The organism is Variovorax paradoxus EPS (assembly GCF_000184745.1).
GTDB classification, from domain to species: domain Bacteria; phylum Pseudomonadota; class Gammaproteobacteria; order Burkholderiales; family Burkholderiaceae_C; genus Variovorax; species Variovorax paradoxus_C.
Genome location: NC_014931.1, coordinates 247701 through 266251 on the forward strand (window position 1 = coordinate 247701; position 18551 = coordinate 266251).

Here is an 18551-nt window from a genome sequence, read left to right on the forward strand (position 1 = left end):
AGATGTTCCTCAGGTGGACGCAGAGGCGCGATCATCGCCCCGGGCCGGCGTTCGTGCAAACGCGGCCCAGACGGCGCCCAGCACGATCAGCGCGCCGCCCGTGAGGATGCGCGGGTCCATCGTGGAGGCGCCGAGCGCCACCGACGAGACGCTGGCGAACAGCACTTCCGACAGCATGATCACCGAGGTCGCGCTGGCCGCGAGCCGTGCCGCGCCGTATTGAAGACACACGTTGCCGATCACGAAACCCGCACCCAGCAGCACGGCCCAGCCGAGCCAGCCCGGCGTGGCCTGCAGAGGCGAAGCAATGGCGCCGAGCGAGGTGCCGACCAGCGCCGCGATGCCCGCCACGAAGGTGCAGCCGCAGAACATCGCGAGCGCACGCGATTCGCCCGGCGCGGGCCGCAGGTGGCGCAGCACGATGTTGGTCACCGCGAAGCTGAAGCCGGCCGCCAAGCCCAGCCAGTCGGGCAGGCTCGACGGCACTGGCCAGTCGGTGCCCGGCGCCTTGAGCACCACGACCACCCCGGTGAGCGCCAGCGCCACGCGCGCGAGCGCGCCGCCCGTGGGCCGCTCGCCCAGCAGCAGCCAGCCCAGCAGCACGCTCCAGAGCGGCATCAGATAGAACAGCAGCACCACGCGCACGACGTCGCCCTGCGTTACCGCCCAGTTGAAACCCACGTTGGTGAAGCCCGCCGCAAGGCCCAGCACCGCGAGCATCGGGTAGGCCGTGAAGCTCTTCCAGGCATGACGGCGCACGATCCCCATCACCGTCGCGATGGCCAGGTAGATGAGGCAGGTGGTCCACAGCGGGTGCAGGCCGTGGCTTTCGATGTGCCGGAAGGGAAACCACGACAGCCCCCAGACGAAGGCATTGAAGATCAGCGCGAGGGCGGGCATGGTGGCGTCGGGAGAAAAGGGGCTTCGGCGCTCGGCGCGCCGGCCGTCTCACCAACGCAGTCGCGCAAGGTCAGTGGTGTTTGTCGCTGCGGGCGATGGCCAGCAGATGCTCGACTTCTTCCGGGTACTTCTTCAGGTTGTTCTCGTGCCAGCGCTTGATGAGCCACATGCAGCCCGCCACCACGAGGCCGAAGGCGCTGATCGCACCGTAGGCCGACAGGCCCAGCCCGGTGCACACGCTGTAGAAGCCGCCCAGCAGAAGGATGCAGGCCTGCTCGTTGAAGTTCTGCACGGCAATCGAACGGCCCGCGCCCATGAGGTTGTGGCCGCGGTGCTGCAAGAGCGCATTCATCGGCACCACCAGGAAGCCGCCAAGGCCGCCCAGGATGATGAGGAACGGCACCGCGAGCCACACGTTGCCGATGAAGTTCATGCAGATGACCATGAGACCCATCGCGATGCCCATCGGGATCACGCGGGTGGCCATGTCCAGCCGCATGCGCATCGAGGCCACGATGGCGCCCACGGCCGTGCCGATGGTCACCACGCCAGTGAGCGCCGAGGCCTGCGTCGTGTTGTAGCCCAGCGCGAGCGAAGCCCACGCCAGCACGATGTACTTGAGGTTGCCGCCCGCGCCCCAGAAGAGCGTGGTGGTGGCCAGCGAGATCTGGCCGAGGCGGTCGCGCCACAGGCGCGCATTGCAATGCCAGAAGTCGGGCAGCAGCGCGGCGAGGTTGCGTGCGAAGCCGTGCTCGGGGTTGGAGCGCAACGGGCGCATCTCGACGCCGGTGTGCGGGATGCGCGTGTTGAACCAGGCGGCCAGCATGTAGACCAGGATCAGCACCGAGATCGCGGCCTCGGCGGGGGAATCGATGCCGGTGTCGATCAGCGGGAAGTCGAAGGCCAGCAAGTGGCTGGAGACCGCATGGCCCACGAGCGTGCCGCCCAGCACGATGCCCAGGAGGATGGAGGCGATGGTGAGGCCCTCGATCCAGCCGTTGGCCTTGACCAGTTGCGAGGCGGGCAGCAGTTCGGTGAGGATGCCGTACTTGGCCGGCGAGTAGGCCGCCGCGCCCAGGCCCACGATCGAATACGACAACAGGGGGTGCGAGCCGAACAGCATCATCAGGCAGCCGATCACCTTGATCGCGTTGCTGATGAACATCACCTTGCCCTTGGGCAGCGCGTCTGCAAACGCGCCCACCAGCGGCGCAAGCACCACATAGAAGACTGCGAAGATCGGCACCAGTGCCGCGCGCTGCCATTCGGGCGCGCCCGAACTTCGCATGAGATCGACGGCAACAACGAAAAGCGCTTGGTCGGCCAGCGACGAAAAGAACTGGGCCGACATGATCGTGTAGAAACCGCGCTTCATCGATGGGCTGGCTGGCCAGAGGGGTCTGCTGGCGGTAGTGAAAAAGTGTCGCGTCCGGTGCGAATGGGCGGTTATAGCATGGGGGTACGACGTGGAAATGGGCATCCCTTCCGTATTCGACCCCATTCCCGGAAATGCTAAAACGTGGTCTGAACTTACCCCCAGTCCGCCTGCAGCCTGCCCAGAGCACCCCATGCCGCGCCCCATTCTTGCCACCGTCCACACCGCCGCCCTTCGCAACAACCTGGAGCGGGTCCGCCGTTCGGCGCTCGACGCCCGTGTCTGGGCCGTGGTCAAGGCCAATGCCTATGGCCACGGCATCGAGCGGGTCTATGAAGGCCTGCGCGGCGCCGACGGCTTCGCGCTGCTCGACCTGGCCGAGGCCGAGCGCGTGCGCGCCCTGGGCTGGCGCGGCCCCGTGCTGCTGCTGGAAGGCGTGTTCGATGCGCGCGACCTGGAGCTGTGCTCGCGCCTGGACCTCTGGCACACCGTGCATTGCGACGAGCAGATCGACATGCTCGCAGCGCACAAGACCCTCAAGCCGCAGCGTGTTTTCCTGAAGATGAACTCGGGCATGAACCGCCTGGGCTTCACGCCCGAGCGCTTCGGCTCGGCCTGGACGCGCCTGAACGCGCTCACGCAGGTCGACGAGATCTCGCTGATGACGCACTTCAGCGACGCCGACGGCGCCCGCGGCATCGCGCACCAGCTCGAAGCCTTCGAGCGCGCCACGCGCGACCTGCCGGGCGAGCGCTCCATTGCCAACAGCGCCGCCACCCTGCGTCACGCCGACCAGACGCGCGGCGACTGGGTGCGCCCCGGCATCGTGCTGTACGGCAGCGCCCCCGACTTTCCGTTGCACGACGCGGCGCACTGGCAACTGCAGCCCACGATGACGCTGTCGACGCAACTGCTCTCGGTGCAGACGCTCAAGGCCGGCGACACCATCGGCTATGGCTCCAACTTCACGGCCGAGGGGCCGCTCACCATCGGCGTGGCCGCGGTTGGCTACGCCGATGGCTATCCGCGCCACTGCAACACCGGCACGCCGGTGCTGGTGAACGGCGTGCGCACCCGCATGGTGGGCCGCGTGAGCATGGACATGATCACCGTCGACCTCACGCCGGTGCCCGATGCGAAGTTCGGCGCCGAAGTCACGCTGTGGGGCCGCTCCGCTTCGACGGGCGCGGTGCTCCCCATCGACGAAGTCGCGCAGGCCGCGGGCACCGTCGGCTACGAACTCATGTGCGCCGTGGCCCAGCGCGTGCCGTTCGCCGCTCCCACCGACGAATGAAGATCCTTTCCAACTGGCGCTCGGTGCGCCTTTGGGAAACGGAGGTCGAGCGCGACCTGCACCGCAACCACAGCCTGCGCACGCACGGCATCCTGATCGGCACGTTCACGCTCCTCCTGATGTGGGGCGTGTCGGCGCTACAGATGCACCTGCTGCATGTGGACTCGCTGGCGGTGCGCTACTTCCTCACGCTGGGCGTGGGCTACCTCGGCTACTTGCTCGTGCTGCGCTGGTGGGCCCGGCGGCTGGTGGAGGACGGCGTTGGCGCCAACCTGGACATGGGCGCCGGCGACGCGGTGGATGCCGGTGAATTCGCTTTGGACGTTGCCGGCAGCGTAGGCCGTGCCAGCCGCGCGAGCGGTGTCGGCGATGCCGCCGACATGGCGGGCGGTGCGCTGGAACTCGCGGGCGCTTCCGACGAAGGCGCGATCATCGTCGTGCCGGTGGTCGCCATCTTCCTGATCTGCGTGGCCGTGCTGTTCGGCGTCGGCTCGCTCGTGCTGCTGTATTTCAGCTGGGACGCGCTGCTGGCCGTGGCGATCGAGGTGGCGTTTTCTTATGTCTCGGCCCGCGCCGCGGTGCGCGTGGCGCGCGAAGGCTGGCTCATGGCCGCCGTGCGCCTGACCTGGAAGCCGCTGCTCGGCGCGCTGATTTCCGCGGTGATCCTCGGCGCGCTGCTCGACCACTTCATGCCGCAGGTCAACTCGCTGCCCGAGGCGGTCCGCGTCTTGCTGAAGACGAACTGAGCTTCTTCTCGGGGCCGGTGGCCAGTGCATCGAGCAAATGGTCGATGAGCACCCGGCACTTGGGCACGGTGAAGCGGCTGGGCGGATAAAGAATCCACGCGTGCCCGCGGTAGTTGCCCTGGAATTCCCAGCCGGCCAATACCTGCACAACGCGGCCGCTCTCCAGCGCTTCCTGTGTCATGAAGGCCGGCACGCACGCCACGCCCAGGTCCGCGAGTGCGGCTTCGAGGCGCACCTCGCTGTGGTTCGAAACGTAGCGGCCCCGCACCACGACCTCGGCTTCTTCCGCATCGCCCTGCCTGAAGCGCCAGTGGTTGTCGCGCTCGTGCTCGCCCAGCGACAGGCAGCTGTGCGCGACCAGGCCGCGGGGATGCGCAATCGCCTCGTGTTGTTCAAGGTAGCGCGGTGAGGCGCAGAGGATGTGCGCCACCGGCATCAACTGCCGCGCCACCAGTCCCTCGGGCGGCTCGGTCGTCAGGCGCACCACGAGGTCGACGCCTTCGCGGATCGGATCGATGTTGCGGTCCTGCACGATGAGCTGCACATCCACTTCGGGGTAGCGCCGAAGAAAGTCGAGGATGTGCGGATGCAGCACCCGACGCGCGAACGCCTTCGGCGCGCTGATGCGCACCAGCCCGCTCGGCTTTTTCGAGAACCGCTGCGCGATGTCCATCGCGCCCTGCGCCACCGCGACCAGTTCGCGGCAGCGCGCGAAGGCTTCGGCACCGGGCTCGGTCAGCCGCAGCTGGCGCGTCGTGCGCTGCAGCAGCTGCACGCCGATTTCCTTTTCGAGCCGCTTGACCTGCCGGCTCGCGGCCGATGGCGTCATGCCCAGCAGGTCGGCCGCGGCGGAGAAGCTGCCGAGCTCGGCGACCCGCAGGAAGGTCACCATCTCGGGCAGCACTTTGAGAAATGAATTCGTTCCCACGGCGCAAGGGTCCTGTTCCGGCCGATGGCTGTTCGGCGTGTGTGATGCCCTGAACAATCTTTTCTTTCTTGTTCATGGACGGCGGCCGACAGTATGGATTCAAAGCAAGTGCGGGGCATCGCACCGGACACGTGGGGTGCGAGGAAGTGGGCCGGCATCGGCGCCGCCGAGGTCATGCTGCTGCTGGTGGCGGCCGTGTGGGGCGGCAGCTATGCGGTCGCGAAGCAGGCGACGCAGCAGTTGCCTGTGATGGAGTTCATCGCGCTGCGCTTCGGGCTCACCTTCATCGTGCTCTTGCCGGCACTCAAGCCTCTGTTCAATGCGCAGTGGCGCCAGGGGCTCGCGGTGGGCGGGCTGCTCGGCGCCAACCTGCTGGCGATCTTCGTCTGCGAGACCTTCGGCGTGTCGCTGACCACGGCGAGCAACGCCGCGTTCCTGATCAGCCTGTGCGTGGCGCTCACGCCGTTCGTCGAATGGTGGCTGCTGGGGCAGCGCCCGGCGCAGCGCATCTTCTGGGCCGCGGGCCTGTCGGCGGTGGGAGCGGCGATGCTGTCGGCCACCTCGCCCGCCAACATCGCCGTGGGTTGGGGCGACGCGCTGATGGTGCTCGCGGCGTTCCTCCGCGCCGTGATGGTGTGCATGACGCGGCGACTCGCCGGCCACCACGCGATGCCGGCGCTGACGCTCACCGCGGTGCAGTCGGGCGTGATGGCGCTCGGCGCGATGGCGATCTCGCTCCTAGCCTCCAACGGCGCCTGGCACATGCCGCCCGCAACGGCTTCCTTCTGGTGGGGCATGGCGTACCTCGTGCTGCTGTGCACGGTGTTCGCCTTCTTCGCGCAGAACCATGCGGCCTCGCGCTCGAGTCCGAGCCGGGTGTCGCTGCTGATGGGGAGCGAGCCGGTGTTCGGCGCGTTGATCGCGGTGTATGGGTTTGGGGAAACGGTCGGGGTGTGGGGATGGGCCGGCGGGCTGCTGATCGTGGCGGCAGCGTGGTGGGTGACGATGCCGCAAAAGCTTGAGGCACGGCCGCGAATTCCGTGAACTTGTAGCCGTGCGGCGTCGAACAGCGCCCTTCGTCCAATGACAATGCCGGCCGGAGGAAAACAGCTCACATGATCTCGACACACAAGACCCGCGCTGCATTCACTGCTTGCGGCATCGCGATGCCAGCCCTTGGCTTCTCGGCGCACGCCGCAGAGCCGGATGTGCCGGCGCCACCCGCCCCTCCCGAGAAGTTTTGGTGAGCGCGGCGCCGCTCAGTACAACCCAAGCTGCCGCGTCCTCAACCGCGCCAACCCCAGCAACGCATCGGTGAACGGCGTCGCCACCCCGGTCAACTCGCCCAACTCGCGCACCACCGTCACCAGCGCATCGAGTTCCACCGAGCGCCCGGCTTCCACGTCCTGCAGCATCGAGGTCTTGAACGCGCCGAGCTTCTTCGTCACCTCGTGGCGGTCTTCGGGGCTCTGCGTGATCTCGATGCCGATGCGCCGGCCGATCTCCTTGGCCTCCAGCATCACGGCCGAGATGAACCCGCGCACGTAGTCGTCGCCCATGATGAGGTCGGTGGTGGCACCGGTCAGCGCGCTGATCGGGTTCACCGTCATGTTGCCCCAGAGCTTGAACCACACGTCCTTCTGGATCTGCGGCGACAGCGTGGTGTTGATGCCCGCGCGGGTCAGCAGCTCGACGAGCGCCTGCACGCGCGGCGTGGCCTCGCCCGAAGGCTCGCCGACGATCAGCCCGTTGCCGAAGTGATGCCGCACCACGCCCGGCCCGTCGAGCGAGCAGCTCGCATGCACCACGCAGCCGATCACGTTGCGCGCCGGAATGGCCTTCGCGATCGCGCCATCGGGGTCGACCGCGGCCAGCCGGCGGCCGGTGATTTCGCCGCCGAAGCCGCCTTCGAGAAACCACCACGGCACGCCGTTCATCGCGACCAGCACGATGGTGTCGGGCCCGATAAGCGGCCCGATGCGTTCGGCCACGGCCGCCAGCGCGGGCGCCTTCACGGCGATGACCACCAGGTCCTGCACGCCGAGGGCGTCAGGATCGGCCACTGCGTTGACGGGGACGCGCGTGCGCACGTCGGCGCGCATCAGCGAGAGGCCATCGCGTTGCAGCACATCGAGCGTCGCACCGCGCGCCACCACGTTGAGCCGTTCGCCGGCCTGTGCGAGGCCGGCACCGATCCAGCCGCCGATCGCACCGGCGCCGTAAATACAAATCTTCATGGGAGAGGCCGCTTCGATCTTTTCAGTTTCTGTAGCTCGGGTCGATGCGGTCCACCTGCCGCACCAGCGCATTGAACACGTCCTGCCCGGCGCCGTGCGCGGGGCTGAACTGCAGTGCGTCGCGGGTGCAGCGCTCGGCGATTTCCTCGCTCACCGGAATGGCCGCGCCCATCGAGAAGGTCGCCATCTGGATCTCGCAGGCGCGCTGCAGCGTCCACAGGATCGCGAAGGTCTGCGGCAGCGTCTGGCCCCAGGCCAGCAGGCCGTGGTTGCGCAGGATCACCGCGTTGCGGTTGCCGATGCTCTGGAGGAGGCGCGGGCCTTCGTCGGCATGGATCGTGATGCCCTCGAAGTCGTGGTACGCCACCATGCCGTGCAGCTGGGCGGTATAGAAGTTGGTCTGTCGCAGGCCGCCCTCCAGGCACGCCACGGCCACGCCGGCCGTGGTGTGGGTGTGCATCACGCAGTGCGCGCCGGGCAGGCCATCGTGGATGGCCGCGTGCACCGTGAAGCCGGCCGGGTTCACCGGATACGACGAGCCGTCGAGCACCTTGCCCTGCAGGTCGATCTTCACGAGGTTGCTGGCCGTCACTTCGCTGTAGTGCAGGCCGAAGGGGTTGATGAGGAACTGCTTCTCTCCGCCCGTCACGCTGTCGGGCAGCCGCACCGTGATGTGGTTGTAGATCATCTCGACCCAGCCCAGCATCGCGAAGACGCGATAGCAGGCCGCGAGCTCTTCGCGCGCGGCGCGCTCGTCGGGGTGGATGGAGGGATGGACCAGCGCCGAAGGCGAGGTGGCGAGCGAGGTGTTCATTGCAGTTCCTTCATACGGTTAACCCTCCGCGGTGAAGCCGACTTCCTTGACGATCGGCGCCCACTTGGCGGTGTCTTTCTTCAGCAGTTCCGTGAGCTCCGCGGGCGTGGAAGACATGGCTTCCAGCCCGAAGGTGCCCAGGCCGTCGATCACGTCCTTCTGCGCGAGCGCGTTCTTCATCGCGGTGTTCAGGCGCGCGACCAGCTCGGGCGATGCCTTGGCAGGCAGGAAGAAGGCGAACCATTCGCTGTGCGCCATGTCCTTGATGCCCTGCTCGCCGAAGGTCGGCACATCGGGCGCGAAGCGGTTGCGCTTGGCGCCCGAGACGCCCAGGATGCGCACCTTGCCCGACTGCAGGTGCTGCGTGATGTCGCCGATCGGGCCCGACACGGCCGAGATGTTGCCGCCCAGGAGGTCGAGCATCGCCGGCTGCGTGCCGCGGTAGGCGGCGTGCTTGAGTTCGACGTCGCCCTTCTTGCCCAGCAGCGCGCCGATGAAGTGCGGCGTGGAGCCCGCGGCCGGCGAGCCGAAGTTGGCGCCGGCCGGGTTGGCCTTGGCCCAGGCGAGGAACTCGGGCACGCTCTTCACGCTGGCCGGCACCGACGGGCCGACCGCAAAGCCGAAGTCGAAGATGCAGCCGATGCTCACCGGGGTGAGGTCCACCATCGGGTCGTACGGCAGCTTCTTGTAGATGTGCGGATAGATCGTGAGGATCGAGGTCGGCGTCTGCAGGATGGTGACGCCATCGGCCGGCCGGCCCTTCACGTAGGTGACCGCGATCTGGCCGCCTGCGCCGGTGCGGTTCTCGACCACCGCCGCCTTGGCGTATTCGGGGCTGAGCTTCTGCGCCAGGCGACGGCAGATGGTGTCCGAGGTGCCGCCGGCCGCGAAGCCGGTGACGATGGTCGCGGTCTCGATGCCCGCCTGCGCGTAGGCCTGCTGGCCGATGCTCGCAAGCAGCGCCGAGGCGCCGGTGGTCTGAAGGATCTGGCGGCGTGTGAAGCTCATGATGGGTCTCTCTCCGGGTGGTGGTGGTTCGGGAGCGCGTATTTTTCCAGCAAGGCATGGGGCGGGACCCCCGCGTTTACCTCACGTTTTGAAAGCCGCGACACGTTTTCCTCGACCGGCGAGTTCGTTGTCAGAACATTCCGTTCTTGTTGGCGGCGGTTTCGGGCACGGGCTGCACCACATCCCAGTGTTCGACGATCTTTCCGTTCTCCAGCTTGAAGATGTCCACGATGGCGTTGCCGCGCGTGCCAGGCTCGCGCACCGCGTTCACATGCAGGATCACGTAGTCGCCATCGACGAAGGAGCGCTTGATCTCGCTGCGCGAATTCGGAAACTTCTCGCGCAGGAAGGCGATGAACTTGCGAAAGCCCTCGGGGCCGTCGGCTGCGGTGGGGTTGTGCTGCACGTAGCGGTTGCCGACGTACTGCAGGGCCGCGTCGGCGTCCTTCTGGTTCAAGCCCTTCTCGTAGAAGGCGAGCACCGTCTGGCGGTTGGCTTCCTGCCGTGCCTGGGCGGTCGGACTGCCGCCCGGTTGTGCGCAGGCTGCGAGGAAGAGGGTGGCCGTCGCGAAGGCGGCGGCGAGGATCATGCGTTTCATCATCTAAGACTCCCGGTATGAAAGGACTTCAGTAGCCGTTGGGCACTGCGCCACTCGCAGCGCCCGCGGCGTTCTTGTATTTCGCCGCCAGCTGCTTCGCCGCGGCCGTGAGCACGATGGTGTCCACGCCCACCGCCACGAACAGCGCGCCGGCCGCGAGCCACTTGCGCGCCTGCTCCTCGGTGGTCGAGAGGATGCCCGGCGCCTTGCCGGCTTTCAGAATGCGCGCGATGGCATCGGCGATCACCGCCTGCACCTCCGGGTGGTTGGGCTGGCCCACGAAGCCCATCGACGCCGACAGGTCGGCCGGTCCGATGAACACGCCGTCCACGCCCGGTGTCGCCGCGATGGCATCGAGGTTCTTCATCGCCTCGACCGTCTCGGCCTGCACCAGGAGGCAGGTCTGCGCGTTGGCTTCGTGCAGGTACTGCGGATAGGCCTGCCAGCGCGACGCACGCGCGAGCGCACTGCCCATGCCGCGAATGCCCTCGGGCGGATAGCGCATGCCCTGCACCATGCGCGCGGCCTGCTCGGCGGTGTCGACCATCGGCACCAGCAGCGTCTGCGCGCCGATGTCCAGGTACTGCTTGATCAGCGTGGTGTCGCCGGTCGGAATGCGCACCACCGGATGCGAGCGCTCCGATTCGGGTTGCGCGGACCACGCGCTCGAAATGCCCTGCAACTGACCGAGCACCGAGCGCACGTCGTTGGGCGCGTGCTCGCCGTCGACCAGCAGCCAGTCGTAGCCGCAGCCCGCGAGGATTTCCGCGACGTAGCCATCGGCGAGGCCGACCCAGAGGCCGATCTTTTGCTCGCCGGCGAGCATGGCTTGCTTGAAGGTGTTGATGGGGGTGTGCATGAGCGTCTTTCTTTCAGACAAGGCGGAACGAGATCGCGCCGAGAGGGCCGTAGTCGGCATGGAAGGTGTCGCCCGGCAGCGCCGTGGTCGGCCGCGTGAAGGAACCCGCCAGCACCACTTCACCGGCTTCGAGGCGTTCGTCCCACGGCGCGAGCTTGTTCGCGAGCCACGCCACGCCGGTGGCGGGGTGGTTGAGCACGCCCGCGGCCACGCCCGTTTCCTCGATCACGCCGTTCTTGTAGAGCAGGGCGCTCACCCAGCGCAGGTCCACCGCATCGGGCTTCACCGGCCGCCCGCCCATCACGATGCCGGCGTTGGCCGCGTTGTCGGAGATGGTGTCGAACACCTTGCGCGGCGCCTTGGTGTGGCGGTCGAACTGCTCGATGCGCGCATCGATGATCTCGATGGCCGGCACCACGTAGTCGGTGGCGGCCAGCACGTCGAAGATGGTCACGCCCGGGCCCTGCAGCGTCCTGCCGAGGATGAAGGCCAGCTCCACCTCGATGCGCGGCGCGATGAAGCGCGTGAAGGGAATGTCGCCGCCCTGCGCGAAGAACATGTCGTCCAGCAGCGTGCCGTAGTCGGGTTCGTCGATCTGGCTGGACTGCTGCATCGCGCGCGAGGTGAGGCCGATCTTGTGGCCCTTCACCGTGCGGCCCTCGGCGATCTTGTGCTTCACCCATGCGCGCGAGACGGCGTAGCCGTCTTCGACGGTCATCTCGGGAAAGCGCTTGGAGAAGTGCTCGACCTGCACGCGCGACTTCTCGCTCTCGTGCAGCTCGGCGGCCAGCTTGGCAATGGTGTCGGAAGAGAGCATGGAGGCCTTCGCTCAGGTCTTGTTGAACAGAGGGTGCAGGTTGCTGTGCTTGCCGTCGTACACCTGCCCCGGGCTTTCGTCGATCTGCAGCGTGATGCCGATGTGGCGCTGGTCGAAGATCGGCGCGAAATGCGCGCGCACATCGGCCAGCAGTTCATCGCCGGCCTTCTTCTTCACCGCTTCGGAACGCCCCGCGGCCATGCGGATGTTGAGGTAGACGAAGGCGTAGTCGGCCTTGCCGTCGGCCACCGCGTAGTGCGCGGCGGGGTAGGCCAGCACGCGCGTGCCGCCGATGGGGAACACGGGCTTGTCCGCCTCGTCGCGTTGCTTCAGCATCGTGTCGGCGAGCGTGCGGCACAGGGCCGACATGTCGGTCTCGGCTTCGATGTTGGGCGTGTAGAGGATCACCAGGTGCGGCATGCGTGCTCTTTCGTTCAGGCCACCGACATGACGGCGGCCGTGCAGGTCACCGCGAAGATCGGGATGGCCTTCATATGGAAGATCTCGCCCTTGCCGCGCGCGGCCGCGGCCACGCTCAGGAAGGTGCGGATCTCGAAGCCGCCCTGGCCCGCTTCGCGGTAGGTGGCCTCGTCGTTGTAGTCGTCCTGCGAGAGCAGTGCCTCGCGGTCGTTGGCGCACCAGCGGCGCATGAACTCGGCGTCCCACTCGGCGTTCACCTTGCCCGAATCGGGCGTGGCCGGCCAGTGCGAGATGCCGCCCGTGCCCACCAGCGCGATGCGCTCTGGCGCGTTGTCGCAGGCGCGGCGCAAGGCTTCGCCGAAGGCCCAGGCGCGGTGCAGCGGCGTGAGCGGCGGACCCTGGCAGTTGATGTTCACGGGGATGACCTTGGTGTCGAAGGCCGGCGTGAGGAAGTGCAGCGGCACCATGATGCCGTGGTCGAACTTCCATTCTTCCGCGTAGGCCACGTCCACCGTCTGCATCACCTCGCGGATCAGGCGCTGCGAGAGCGCGGCGTCGCCGGGCACCTTCGTCTTCTCGATGCCCAGCCACTTCGGGTCTTCGATCGGGCCTTCGTAGCTGTCGGCCATGCCGATGGCGTAGGCCGGCATGTTGTTCATGAAGAAGTTCGCGAAGTGCTCGGCGGCGATCACGATCACCGCGTCGGGCTTCGTCGCGCGCATCGCCTCGCCGAAACGATGGAACTGCGCGTGGAACTCGTCCTTCACCGCCGGGTCGGCGAGATGCGCGCGGCCGGTGATGCCGGGGGCGTGGCTGCACACGCCTGCGAATACGAGACTCATACGCCTGCCACTTTCTCGTTCGTTCCAGTTGTCATTGCGTAAATGCCCGCGCGCACCGGGCCGTACTTGCGCACGCCTTCGCGCATCGCTTCGAGGTAGTCGGCCCATGCGATGCCGAGCAGCGGTGCGAAGTGCATCAGCAACTGGCCGTTGCAGCCGAGCACATAGAGCTTGCCGATGTCCCCGGTGGCGATGGCTTCGCGCTCTTCATCGTTGAAGTCGTAGGCGCACAGCAGCGCCGCACGCGCATCGCCGCCATCGAGATAGCGGCGCTGCACCTCGGCTTCGCGGTTGAGCGCGAAGAGGAATTTCTGCATCGCATAGAGGCTCATCGTTCTTCAGCCCTCGATCTGGATGTTGGCCTTGCGGATCACGTCGCCGTACTTCGCGATCTCGCTCTGGATGAACGCCGCGAAGCGCTCGGGCGTGCCCGACAGCGACGCGATGCCGCCCTTGCGGAAAGCCTCGGTCACGGCAGGGCCCGCGAGCGCGCGGTTCACCTCGTCGTTCATGCGCAGCACGATGGCATCGGGCGTGCCAGCGGGCGCCAGCAGGCCGTTCCACGAATTGGACTCGATGGCCACGCCCTGTTCTGCGAGTGTGGGTATCGCGGGCGCGTACTGCGATCGCTGCGCGGTCGCCATGCCCAGCGCGACCAGCTTGCCGCTCTGGATTTGCCCGCGGAACTCGGGCCAGTTGCCGAACATCATCGTCACTTGCCCGCCGAGCAGGTCAGTGAGCGCGGGGCCCTGGCCCTTGTAGGGCACGTGCACGATGTCCAGGCCCATCTGCAGCTTGAGCTGCTCGCCCGACAGGTGCGCCGAGGTGCCGTTGCCGAAGGAGGCGAAGCTCAGCGTGCCGGGCTTCGCCTTCGCCTGGTTGCGCAGGTCGGCCAGCGTCTTCAGGCCGCTCGATGGATGCGTGGCGAGCACGTGTTCCGACATGCCCATGAGCGCGACGGGGCGCAGGTCTTTCTGCGTGTCGTAAGGGAGCTTGCGCACCAGCGTCTGGTTGGCTGTGAAGCTGTTCGCCACGCAGACGAAGCTGTAGCCATCGGGGGCGGACTTGGCGACCGAATCCACGCCGATCACCGTGCCCGCGCCGGGCTTGTTCTCGACGATCACCGCCTGATCGAGCGTCTTGCCGAGTTCGACCGCCATGAGCCGCGCGACGAAGTCGGTGGTGCCGCCGGGCGGAAAGGGCACGACGATGCGCACCGGCTTGTTGGGCCAGTCGCCGCGTGCGTGGGCGAATGGCGCGAGCGACGGCAGGGCCGCGAGCGCGGCGGCGCCTTGCAGCAGCGCACGGCGGCTGGTGTTCACGCCACGCCCCAGTGCGGAATGTGGTGCGAGCCCATCGACACCGCGACGTTCTTCGGCTCGCAGAACACTTCATAACTCCAGGTGCCGCCTTCGCGGCCGGTGCCCGAAGCCTTGGTGCCGCCGAAGGGCTGGCGCAGGTCGCGCACGTTCTGGCTGTTGACGAAGCACATGCCGGCTTCCACGGCAGCGGCCACGCGGTGCGCCTTGCCGATGTTCTCGGTCCAGACGTAGCTCGAGAGGCCGTACTGGATGTCGTTGGCGAGGCGAATCGCATCGGCCTCGTCCTTGAACGGGATGAGGCACGCGACCGGGCCGAAGATTTCTTCCTGCGCAATCTTCATGCGGTTGTCGACGTCGGCGAAGACGGTGGGCATCACGTAGTTGCCGCGCTGAACGCGGTCGGGCAGGTTCGAGGGCGCATCGAGGCCGCCGCACAACAGCGTCGCACCTTCCTTCGGACCCAGTTCGATGTAGCTGCGCACCTTGGCCAGGTGGGCCTGCGAAATCATCGGGCCGACGATGGTCTTCTCGTCGAGCGGGTCGCCCACCGTGATGCGCTTGGCGCGCTCGGCGAACTTCGCGGCGAAGTCGGCGTAAATCGACTGCTGCACCAGGATGCGCGAGCCCGCCGTGCAGCGCTCGCCGTTGTTGCTGAAGATCATGAACACGGCCGCGTCGAGCGCGCGGTCGAGGTCGGCATCCTCGAAGATCACGAACGGACTTTTCCCGCCCAGCTCCATGCTGAACTTCTTGAGGCCCGCGCTCTTCACGATGCGGTTGCCCGTGGCGGTGGAACCGGTGAACGAAATCGCGCGCACATCGGGGTGCGCGACCAGCGGCTCGCCGGCTTCCTTGCCGTAGCCATGCACGAGGTTCAGCACACCGGGCGGAATGCCGGCTTCGAGCGCGAGTTCACCCAGGCGCGCGGCCGTGAGCGGCGAGAGCTCGCTCATCTTCAGCACCGCGGTGTTGCCGAAGGCCAGGCACGGCGCGACCTTCCAGGTGGCCGTCATGAACGGCACGTTCCACGGGCTGATGAGCGCGCACACGCCCACCGGGTGGAACAGCGTGTAGTTCAGGTGCGTCGGCGTGGGGTAGGTGTGGCCGTCCACGCGCGTGCACATCTCGGCGAAGTAGTAGAAGTTGTCGGCCGCGCGCGGAATGAGCTGCTTGCCCGTTTGCGCGATGACCTGGCCGCAGTCGTTGGTCTCGGTCTGCGCGATCTCGGGCACGTGCGCGGCGATCAGGTCGCCGAGCTTGCGGATGAGCTTCGCGCGTTCGGGCGCGGGCATGCCGGCCCATTTCGGGAATGCTTCCTTCGCCGCGGCGACAGCCGCGTTCACCTCGGCTTCGCCGCCCGAGGCGACCTCGGCCAGCACCTCCTGCGTGGCCGGGTTGACGGTTTCGAAGTAGTCCTTGCCCGTGACGGACTTGCCGCCGATGAGGTGGTTGATCTGTTGCATGGGGGGTGTCCGGTTCTTCAGTCGAGCTTGATGTCGCGCGCCTTGATCAAGGCATGCCATTTCTTGCGCTCCGCATCGGCGTAGCGCGTCATTTCGGTGGCATCAGCGGGACGTGCTTCCCAGCCGGCGTCGTAGAGCTTCTGCTTCACGCCGGCGTCGCCCATGGCCTTCTGGAGTTCGGTGCCGAGCTTGGCCTGCACTTCCTTCGGCGTGGCTGCGGGCGTCACCAGGCCTTGCCAGGTGTAGGCCTCGACGTTGGCGTAGCCCAGTTCCTTCGCAGTGGGCACGTTGGGCAGTTGCGGAATGCGCTCGGCCGACATCGCCAGCAGCGGAATCACCTTGCCGGCCTTCACGGCGCTCACGCCGCTGGGCAGGTCGAGCATCATCAGCGGCACCTGGCCGCCCATGAGGTCTTGCAATGCAGGAGCGCCGCCCTTGTAGGGCACATGCAGCATCGACACGCCGGCCTCGCGCTGGAACAGTTCCAGCGCCAGATGGTGCGGGCTGCCGGTGCCGGGCGTCGCGATGCTGAACTTGCCGGGCGAAGCCTTCAGCGCGGCGATGAGCGCCTTCGCATCGGCCACGCCGGCATTGGGCGCGGCGGTGATGACCAGCGGCGAGCGGCCCATCATGCCCACGAGCGCGAAGTCTTTTTCGGCGTCGTAGGGCAGCTTCTTGTAGAGCGCGGGGTTGTAGACCAGCACCCCGTTGTCGGCGGAGAACACCGTGTAGCCGTCGCCCGGTGCGCGTGCCACGTTCTCCGACGCGATGATCGCGCCCGCGCCGGGCTTGTTGTCGACGAGCACCGGCTGGCCGATCTGCTGCGACACCTGCGCGCCGACCGTGCGCGCGAGAAAGTCGGTGCCGCCGCCGGCCGGGTAGCCGACCACCCAGCGCACGGGCTTGGTGGGGTAGGCGGCCGTCTGCGCCGGTGCATCGGGCGCGAGCATCGAGGCAGTCAGCGCCACGAGGGCGACGGCGAGTGTTTTCTTTCTGGCGTTCATTGCGTTTGTCTCCGCTGGTTTTGTGTGTGTGACAGGAAAAAAATCAGGCCGCGTCGATCGTGTTGATCAGCGCGCCGATGTGCTCGATGTCGGTGACGATCACATCGCCCGGCTCGCAGTCGACCACGCCGTCGGGTGTGCCCGTGAGGATCAGGTCGCCCGGCGAGAGCGTCATGAAACGGCTGAAGTACTCGATGAGAAAGGGCGCATCGAAGATCATGTCGCGCGTGTTGCCCTGCTGCGTGACGGTGCCGTTGACGGTGGTGCGCAGCGCAAGCGCCATCGGGTCGGATACATCGGCCGCATCGACGAACCAGGGGCCGAGCGGCGTGCAGGTGTCGCGGTTCTTCACACGCAGGTTCGGGCGATACCAGTTCTCCAGGTAATCGCGGATCGCGTAGTCGTTGGCCACCGTGTAGCCGCCGATGAAGTCGTAGGCGTCGTCGCGCTTCACATGGCGCGCGGTCTTGCCGACGACGATGGCGAGCTCGCATTCGTAGTGCATGAACTGCACGCCGGCGGGGCGGTGCGTGAGCTGGCGGTGACCGATCAGCGTGCTCTGGCCCTTGACGAAGACCAGCGGTTCCTCGGGCGCCTTGAACTCGAGCTCCTTCGCGTGGTCGGCGTAGTTGAGGCCGAGCGCGAGGATGGTGCGCGGCCGTGCGGTAGGCGCGAGCGGTGGGAGCCAGGTGAGCTGCTCTTGCGGAACGACGCGGCCGTCTTCGAGACGCACGGCGGCGTCTGGCTGGCCGTTGAATTCGTGCGCGATGCCGGTGTGCTCGCGGCCTTCGTGGATGACGCGTGCGTGCTTCATGCGGCGGTCTCCTGCACCAGCGTGTTAATCAGAGTCTCGAACCCCGGTGCGGAGATCTCGATGCGGTCGCCCGCGCGCGCCAGCGGTCGGCCCGCATCGCAACCGAGCAGCAGCACGTCGCCGTGGGCGAGCGTCATGAATTCGCCGACGTCGGCGAGCAACTGCTGCGCAGGACGCACGAGCTGCGAGAAGTCGATCGACTGCTTCAGTTCGCCGTTGATGCGCACCTCGGCGCGGAAGTTCGCGGGGTCGGCCACCTCCTGTGCATCGCGCATCGCGGGGCCGATGCCGAGGAAGCCGTCGAGGCACTTGAACTTCACCGGCGGGCGGAAGAAGCTCGCATGCGGGATCGACAGATCGTTCATCAGCACGAAGCCTTCGATGTCGCCCTCGGCGCCGATCACCATGCCGATGCTCGCGCCGATTTCCACTTCGGGAACCGACGAAGGCACGGCGATGGCGCTGCCGTGCGTGCTCCAGGTGTTGGCGGTCTTCACGTAGAGCACCGGTGCTTTGGGCGGTGCCTTGTAGGGCAGCTGCGTCATCTGCGGCGCGAGTGCTTCGACTTCGGCGCGGAAGTTCAGCAGCGTGCCGTACACGGTGCCCATCGGAAGGAAATGCGGGGTGCTCATGAAGGCTGCTCCAGTGCGATCAGTTCGTCGAGCAGGCCGTATAGCTGCGTGAGCTTGGCCTTGCCGAGCGACTTTTCCATCCAGTCGTAGTGCGCCTCGATGCTGGTCCCCAGGCGCTTGACCAGCTTCATGCCGTGCGGCGTGGCCTCGACCACGGTGCGGCGCTGGTCGGCCGGGTCGCGGGCACGCGTGATGAGGTTGTCGCGCTCCATGCGTGCGAGCACGCCGGTAAGGCTCGGGCCGAGGATGAAAGCCTCGCGCGCAACGCGGCCGGTGTCGACCGCGCCGTGTTCGCCGAGCACGCGCAGCACGCGCCATTGCTGGTCGGACAGCGCGTGTTCGCGCAGGCTGGGCCGCGTGTGGGCCATCACGGCTTCGCGGGCCTGCAGCAGCAGGCGCGGCAAATTGCGGTGGGTGAAGGTGGTGCTCAAGAACAAGGCCTCATCATCAAATTAGTTAACATGTTAAATGAATGGCG

General features: G+C 67.2%; 21 protein-coding genes. 3 read left to right on the forward strand and 18 right to left on the reverse strand.

Features of this window, described 5'->3' with window-relative positions:
* Positions 1-9: 9 nt before the first annotated feature.
* Both VARPA_RS01160 and lplT read right to left on the reverse strand, forming a co-directional pair.
* The gene (locus VARPA_RS01160; protein ID WP_013538699.1) at positions 10-900 is read right to left on the reverse strand and encodes a DMT family transporter; all 891 of its coding nucleotides are present in this window, start codon (positions 898-900) and stop codon (positions 10-12) included.
* A 70-nt stretch (positions 901-970) separates the two neighbouring features.
* Positions 971-2275: a lysophospholipid transporter LplT gene (gene lplT / locus VARPA_RS01165; RefSeq protein WP_013538700.1), complete on the reverse strand. Its 1305-nt coding sequence runs from the start codon at positions 2273-2275 to the stop codon at positions 971-973.
* A gap of 193 nt (positions 2276-2468) precedes the next feature.
* On the opposite strand from lplT, the gene alr reads away from it, so the two are divergent.
* A complete protein-coding gene (gene alr, locus VARPA_RS01170) occupies positions 2469-3569 on the forward strand; it encodes an alanine racemase (protein ID WP_013538701.1) in 1101 nt (366 codons plus the stop codon).
* Entirely contained in the window at positions 3566-4315 is a 750-nt protein-coding gene (locus tag VARPA_RS01175) for a hypothetical protein (RefSeq protein WP_013538702.1), read from the forward strand. Before alr ends, VARPA_RS01175 begins: the two co-directional genes overlap by 4 nt.
* Here VARPA_RS01175 and VARPA_RS01180 read toward each other — a convergent pair.
* Positions 4269-5243, reverse strand: a complete 975-nt coding sequence (locus VARPA_RS01180; protein ID WP_013538703.1) for a LysR family transcriptional regulator — start codon at positions 5241-5243, stop codon at positions 4269-4271. The two genes, VARPA_RS01175 and VARPA_RS01180, sit on opposite strands and share 47 nt — an antisense overlap.
* Before the next feature lie 93 nt (positions 5244-5336).
* Between VARPA_RS01180 and VARPA_RS01185 the strand changes: the two genes are divergently transcribed.
* Positions 5337-6287, forward strand: a complete 951-nt coding sequence (locus VARPA_RS01185; protein ID WP_013538704.1) for a DMT family transporter — start codon at positions 5337-5339, stop codon at positions 6285-6287.
* 215 nt (positions 6288-6502) lie between these two features.
* On the opposite strand, the gene VARPA_RS01190 is transcribed toward VARPA_RS01185, so the two are convergent.
* From VARPA_RS01190 to hpaR, 15 genes are all read right to left on the reverse strand, one after another.
* Positions 6503-7480: a 2-dehydropantoate 2-reductase gene (locus tag VARPA_RS01190; protein ID WP_013538705.1), complete on the reverse strand. Its 978-nt coding sequence runs from the start codon at positions 7478-7480 to the stop codon at positions 6503-6505.
* A 22-nt stretch (positions 7481-7502) separates the two neighbouring features.
* Entirely contained in the window at positions 7503-8294 is a 792-nt protein-coding gene (locus VARPA_RS01195; RefSeq protein ID WP_013538706.1) for a class II aldolase/adducin family protein, read from the reverse strand.
* Positions 8295-8312: 18 nt separating this feature from the next.
* A complete protein-coding gene (locus tag VARPA_RS01200) occupies positions 8313-9302 on the reverse strand; it encodes a Bug family tripartite tricarboxylate transporter substrate binding protein (RefSeq protein ID WP_013538707.1) in 990 nt (329 codons plus the stop codon).
* Positions 9303-9432: 130 nt separating this feature from the next.
* Positions 9433-9900, reverse strand: coding sequence for a nuclear transport factor 2 family protein (locus VARPA_RS01205; RefSeq protein ID WP_041943152.1), 468 nt, complete (start codon positions 9898-9900; stop codon positions 9433-9435).
* A 28-nt stretch (positions 9901-9928) separates the two neighbouring features.
* Positions 9929-10759 carry a 4-hydroxy-2-oxoheptanedioate aldolase gene (gene hpaI, locus VARPA_RS01210; RefSeq protein WP_013538709.1) on the reverse strand — a complete coding sequence of 277 codons (831 nt, stop codon included), beginning with the start codon at positions 10757-10759 and terminating at the stop codon, positions 9929-9931.
* Positions 10760-10772: 13 nt separating this feature from the next.
* Complete coding sequence (hpaH, locus tag VARPA_RS01215; RefSeq protein WP_013538710.1) at positions 10773-11576, reverse strand: 2-oxo-hept-4-ene-1,7-dioate hydratase; 804 nt, start codon at positions 11574-11576, stop codon at positions 10773-10775.
* A gap of 12 nt (positions 11577-11588) precedes the next feature.
* Positions 11589-11996: a 5-carboxymethyl-2-hydroxymuconate Delta-isomerase gene (locus tag VARPA_RS01220; RefSeq protein ID WP_013538711.1), complete on the reverse strand. Its 408-nt coding sequence runs from the start codon at positions 11994-11996 to the stop codon at positions 11589-11591.
* A 14-nt stretch (positions 11997-12010) separates the two neighbouring features.
* Positions 12011-12838 (reverse strand): extradiol ring-cleavage dioxygenase, encoded by an 828-nt coding sequence (locus VARPA_RS01225; protein WP_013538712.1) that lies wholly within the window; start codon positions 12836-12838, stop codon positions 12011-12013.
* Positions 12835-13170, reverse strand: coding sequence for an aromatic ring-opening dioxygenase subunit LigA (locus VARPA_RS01230; protein ID WP_013538713.1), 336 nt, complete (start codon positions 13168-13170; stop codon positions 12835-12837). Before VARPA_RS01230 ends, VARPA_RS01225 begins: the two co-directional genes overlap by 4 nt.
* A 6-nt stretch (positions 13171-13176) precedes the next feature.
* Positions 13177-14160 carry a tripartite tricarboxylate transporter substrate binding protein gene (locus VARPA_RS01235; RefSeq protein ID WP_013538714.1) on the reverse strand — a complete coding sequence of 328 codons (984 nt, stop codon included), beginning with the start codon at positions 14158-14160 and terminating at the stop codon, positions 13177-13179.
* The gene (gene hpaE, locus VARPA_RS01240; RefSeq protein WP_013538715.1) at positions 14157-15623 is read right to left on the reverse strand and encodes a 5-carboxymethyl-2-hydroxymuconate semialdehyde dehydrogenase; all 1467 of its coding nucleotides are present in this window, start codon (positions 15621-15623) and stop codon (positions 14157-14159) included. Before hpaE ends, VARPA_RS01235 begins: the two co-directional genes overlap by 4 nt.
* Positions 15624-15640: 17 nt before the next feature.
* Positions 15641-16627: a Bug family tripartite tricarboxylate transporter substrate binding protein gene (locus VARPA_RS01245; RefSeq protein WP_013538716.1), complete on the reverse strand. Its 987-nt coding sequence runs from the start codon at positions 16625-16627 to the stop codon at positions 15641-15643.
* A gap of 43 nt (positions 16628-16670) precedes the next feature.
* Positions 16671-17441, reverse strand: a complete 771-nt coding sequence (locus tag VARPA_RS01250; RefSeq protein WP_013538717.1) for a fumarylacetoacetate hydrolase family protein — start codon at positions 17439-17441, stop codon at positions 16671-16673.
* Positions 17438-18073: a fumarylacetoacetate hydrolase family protein gene (locus tag VARPA_RS01255; RefSeq protein ID WP_013538718.1), complete on the reverse strand. Its 636-nt coding sequence runs from the start codon at positions 18071-18073 to the stop codon at positions 17438-17440. The genes VARPA_RS01250 and VARPA_RS01255 overlap by 4 nt, the downstream gene beginning before the upstream one ends.
* On the reverse strand, positions 18070-18504 hold the full coding sequence (gene hpaR, locus VARPA_RS01260) for a homoprotocatechuate degradation operon regulator HpaR (RefSeq protein ID WP_013538719.1): 435 nt from the start codon (positions 18502-18504) through the stop codon (positions 18070-18072). The genes VARPA_RS01255 and hpaR overlap by 4 nt, the downstream gene beginning before the upstream one ends.
* Positions 18505-18551: the final 47 nt, after the last annotated feature.